Annotated in this window: 4 protein-coding genes; 1 reads left to right on the top strand and 3 read right to left on the bottom strand. The window is 71.0% G+C overall.

Annotated features, from left to right (window positions below):
• The first annotated feature begins 649 nt into the window (after positions 1-649).
• On the top strand, positions 650-1,042 hold the full coding sequence (locus E1284_RS39085; RefSeq protein ID WP_131945178.1) for a patatin-like phospholipase family protein: 393 nt from the start codon (positions 650-652) through the stop codon (positions 1,040-1,042).
• Positions 1,043-1,122: 80 nt separating this feature from the next.
• On the opposite strand, the gene E1284_RS39080 is transcribed toward E1284_RS39085, so the two are convergent.
• From E1284_RS39080 to E1284_RS39070, 3 genes are all read right to left on the bottom strand, one after another.
• The gene (locus E1284_RS39080; protein ID WP_131945177.1) at positions 1,123-1,956 is read right to left on the bottom strand and encodes a crotonase/enoyl-CoA hydratase family protein; all 834 of its coding nucleotides are present in this window, start codon (positions 1,954-1,956) and stop codon (positions 1,123-1,125) included.
• A gap of 375 nt (positions 1,957-2,331) precedes the next feature.
• The gene (locus tag E1284_RS39075; RefSeq protein WP_131945176.1) at positions 2,332-2,823 is read right to left on the bottom strand and encodes a metallophosphoesterase family protein; all 492 of its coding nucleotides are present in this window, start codon (positions 2,821-2,823) and stop codon (positions 2,332-2,334) included.
• A gap of 328 nt (positions 2,824-3,151) precedes the next feature.
• Positions 3,152-3,862 (bottom strand): hypothetical protein, encoded by a 711-nt coding sequence (locus tag E1284_RS39070; protein ID WP_131945175.1) that lies wholly within the window; start codon positions 3,860-3,862, stop codon positions 3,152-3,154.
• Positions 3,863-4,085: the final 223 nt, after the last annotated feature.

The raw sequence follows: 4,085 nt of genomic DNA, 5'->3' as shown, positions 1-4,085 counted from the left end.
CCGTCCAATGCCGTTTGCGCGGCACCTTCGGAGCGGTGGAGCTATTTCACCAGATCCGGCCCGATTGTCAAAACGGACCCTTTCCGATGCCACCGCACGGCACAGCGGACACGACTGAGCCGCGTCAGCTGGTTCGTAGGTGGTTTCCCGTCATCCGGCCGGCCGCCATGCGGGCGTCCTGCATCCGTGAAGGGGACGAGCGGTTAACTTACGTTGTCCGAGCGTCGACGTCAAATCGACCCTCCGGGTCGCTCACGTGCACCGTCCTGGCACACGTGATCAGGTCTTCCAACGGACGTGACGGCGTCGGTATTCCGTCCCCCGCGTGGGGGTGTGCGTCACCGCGCCGGCGCAGAGTCTGCAACACGCGAGGCTCGAAGGTTCTTCCCGGTCTCCGGACCAGGCGCCCGGAACGCACAGGCCGCGACCGGGTCTTCGCGCCGTAGCCTCCGACGGTCACGGCGGGAAGGACGGATGATGAGTGGAAACGGACGTGCGCTCGTGCTCGGGGGCGGTGGCGTCGCCGGTATCGCGTGGCTGACGAGGGTGCTCGCGGGCGCTCGCCGCCGACACCGTCGGCGAGTCCGAACGGCGGGCCGTGATCGAGGCGCGGCTGCCGGTCCACGAGCGGCCTTCCAGGGATCTGCGGGTGACGGCGGTGAGCGCGCTGACCGGTGATCTTCGCCTTTTCGACCGGGACTCGGGCGTGGCACTGGTGGACGCCGTCGCTGGGAGCTGCGCGGTGCCGATGGTCTGGCCACCGGTGACGATCGGCGGCATCCGCTATGTGAACAACCTTGATCTCGCGGCGGGGTACGAGCGGGTACTGCTGATCGCGCCGATGGACGATCCCCGCCTGGCCGTGGGCATCGCCGCGGTGGAGAACGGGGGCGGGCGCGTCCAGGTGATCAACCCGGACGAGGCGTCGCCGGCGGCCTTCGGCACCGACCCGCTCGACCCGTCCACCCGCACTCCGTCGGCGGACGCCGGGCTCGCGCTGGGCAAGGCGGCCGTCGCGAAGATCGCCCCTTTCTGGGCCTAGCCCGGCGGCCGTCCTCTCGCTCCCCACGGACTCGCGGCGGCGTGCTGCCCACGCCGGTCGGCACGCCGCCGGGCTCCGGGTCAGGCCGGGTCGGTGAAGGAGGGCGGGCGCTTCTCGAAGTAGGCGCGGACGGCCTCGACCTGGTTGGGGCTGCCGCGCAGCGCGCCGAGCGCTCGCGACTCTTCGAGGAACTGGCCGGCCAGGTCGTGGTCGGCCGCGCGGTTCAGCAGCCGCTTGGCGCTCCGCACCGCGTCCGGGCTGTTCCCGGCGATCTCGCGGGCCAGTTCGGTGGCGGCCGCGCGCGGATCGTCGGCGGTGCGGGTGGCGAGGCCGATCCGGACGGCGTCCTCGCCGGAGACCATGCGGCCGGTGAACGTGAGCTCCTTCGCGACGTCCTCACCGACGAGGCGGATCAGGGCGGCGGTGCCGGTCATGTCGGGGATGAGCCCCCAGCGGATCTCCAGTACCGACAGCTTGGCGTCGGGCGCGACGATGCGGATGTCGGCGCCGAGCGCGATCTGCAGTCCACCGCCGAGCGCGTGCCCGTGGACGGCGGCGATGACGGGCTGCGGCATCTCCCGCCAGACGTGCACGGCCTGCTGCCCGAGGTTGGTGATGCGCCCCGGCTCGCGGTCCGTGATGTCGTTCAGCAGCCGCTTCGTCCGCTCGCCGTCGCCGGTGCGCTCACCGTCGCCGGCCATGGCGGCGAACCCGGAGAAGTCGAGCCCGGCGCAGAAGGCGCGTCCCTCCCCCGACAGGACGACGGCCCGGACGGACGCGTCCGCGGCGAGCGCGTCACCCGTCTCGGCGAGTGCGTCGAACGTGGCCATGTCGAGGGCGTTCAGCTTGTCGGGCCGATTGAGCCGCACATCGGCGACCCCTTCACGCACGTTCACGGTGACGCGGTCGGTCATCCCCGGCTCCCCCTCCATCGAGGCGATCGTCTCAAGGGGGACGATTCCATGCCGTCCCCATGACCGTCGAGCGCGGGTGCTCGGACATCGCGGATCAAGTCGCCTGCTTCTTCCGCGCGAACTTCTCGCCGGGCCAGAAGGTGTCTCCCAGTGACAGGCCGTCGAAGAGCACGCGGACAGCGCCGGTCGTCTCCTCGGGCCACCGGACCTCTGAGACCCGTCGCCCCCGCTCGTTGCCATGCCGGCTGAGCCAGTAGATGGTGTCGCCGGGTGCCGGCCTGCGAGCCGCGACGATCTCCCGTCGCGGCGTCAGCCGGGCACTCGGGCGGCCCGTTCTGGCCGAGAAGCCGTACTCGCCCCAGGGCCGGGGGTCCGTCAGGTGACGGGGATGATTTTCGCTTGGGTCAGGTGGCCGTCGTGGATTTCCAGGAGGCCCACCGTGCCGTGGGGTTGGCGGCGGCGGTCGGTGGGGGAGCCCGGGTTGAAGATGCGGACGCCGTCGGCCGTTTCGTCCAGGGGGATGTGGGAGTGGCCGAACACGACGAGGTCGGCGGCGGGGAACCAGCGGCGCATGCGGGCGGTCCGGCCGCGGGCCTGGCCGCTGTCGTGGACCATCGCCACGGCGAGGCCGTCCAGGTCGAGTTCCAGGCGTTCGGGGGCGCCCCAGGCGGCGACGTCCGGGCCGTCGTTGTTGCCGAGGACGGCGTGGACGGGCGCGTACTCGGCCAGCTCGTCCAGGACGGACGCCGTGCACACGTCGCCGGCGTGCAGGATCACGTCCGCGCCGCGCAGGTGCTCGGCCACCCGCGGCGGGCACGACGTCCAGCGCCGGGGCGCGTGCGTGTCGGAAATGGCCACCGCTCTCATGAGCGTGATTGTTCCGCACCGAGCAGAATGTAACCGCCGCGCGGGGTGGCGGCGGGGCTCCTCACCGGTGTCCGGGCGCGGCGGGTGATTTTGCCACGGCGGGGTTCGGACACCGGTGGGAAACAACTGTAAGCACGCTGTCATTACCTAGGGCTGACCGGCGGAGTTAGGCTCGAATTCCTCGCGTTCGTCCAAAGGATTCCGGCCGTACGCCCCCGGTCGTTCCGACACGGCGACCCAGCACCGCGAGGGCACGTGAGGGCGGCCGGGCCCCGGGGTGGATGATCACTCCCTTGCACCGGCCCCGGGGACCGGCCGCCGCTCCGCGCTACGAGGTCAGGTAGAGCTTGCGGTCGAACACGCCCGAGCCGGGGGTGCTCTCCCCGCGGGCGATGCCGGCGCCGCTGCCGGTGCCGTTGGACGGGCAGAGGAAGCTGCTTCCGGACTGCCGCACCAGGGTGATGTTGTCGGACTTGCCCTGCGCATCGTCCTGGTCCGCGAGCGGGCGGTTCGGGTTGTCCCGGTTGTAGACGTCGAAGCTGAGCCCGGGGGTGCCGCCCGTCTGGAACCCGTAGTAGCAGGTGATCGGGATGCCGAGGACGTTGCCCTGCAGCTTGAAGCTGAGGCCGCCGTTGATGGACAGGACGCCGTCGCGCCCGCCGGCGACGGGGTCGTAGGCGATCTGGCCGCTCTTGTCGGGCAGTTCGGACAGGTCGAGGTCCGTCGCGGGCGAGCTGAGCCCGTTGGACGTCTGGCAGGCGCCGATCGACGCGGCGGTGAGTTCGCCGGCGCCCGCCGACTCGACCGTGCCCTGCAGGGTCGCGCTCTCGCAGGAGCCGGTCACGGTCGAGCCCAGGTAGACGACGGAGAAGGTGAGCGGCCCGACGGTGGAGACCTGCCAGTTGCCGGAGTAGGGCGCTCCGGCGGCGGTGTCCTCGCGGATGGTGGTGGTGGCGGCCGACGCGCCGGTGGCGGTCAGGGCGAGGGTCGCGGACGCGGCGGCCAGCGTGGCGGCCAGCCTGGTGATGGGAGCCTTCACAGGGGTTTTCCTCCTTGGCGGGGGTTTGACTTTTTCTACCCCAGTGATCGCGAAAATCAAGACCCAACGGAAAAGAAATCCGCGTCTTATAAGTCGGCCGCTAAAAGCTCCGGGCGGAGTACTAACCTCGATCTTTCGTGAGGTCGGTTGGGTCGGGGAGCGACCCGACCGATTCTTGGTTTTCGGTGGCGGGTCAGCGGTGGGGCCCGACTGTCGCGTCGGG

Origin of the sequence: Actinomadura bangladeshensis (assembly GCF_004348335.1) — a bacterium.
GTDB classification, from domain to species: Bacteria; Actinomycetota; Actinomycetes; order Streptosporangiales; family Streptosporangiaceae; genus Spirillospora; species Spirillospora bangladeshensis.
Note: the sequence above shows the minus strand (reverse complement) of the source record. Positions and strands in the feature narration are given on the sequence as shown.

Excerpts from the sequence above, each read along its gene's own strand:
- E1284_RS39080 (WP_131945177.1), bottom strand. The coding sequence starts at position 1,956 with ATGACCGACCGCGTCACCGTGAACGTGCGTGAAGGGGTCGCCGATGTG.
- E1284_RS39075 (WP_131945176.1), bottom strand. The coding sequence starts at position 2,823 with ATGAGAGCGGTGGCCATTTCCGACACGCACGCGCCCCGGCGCTGGACG.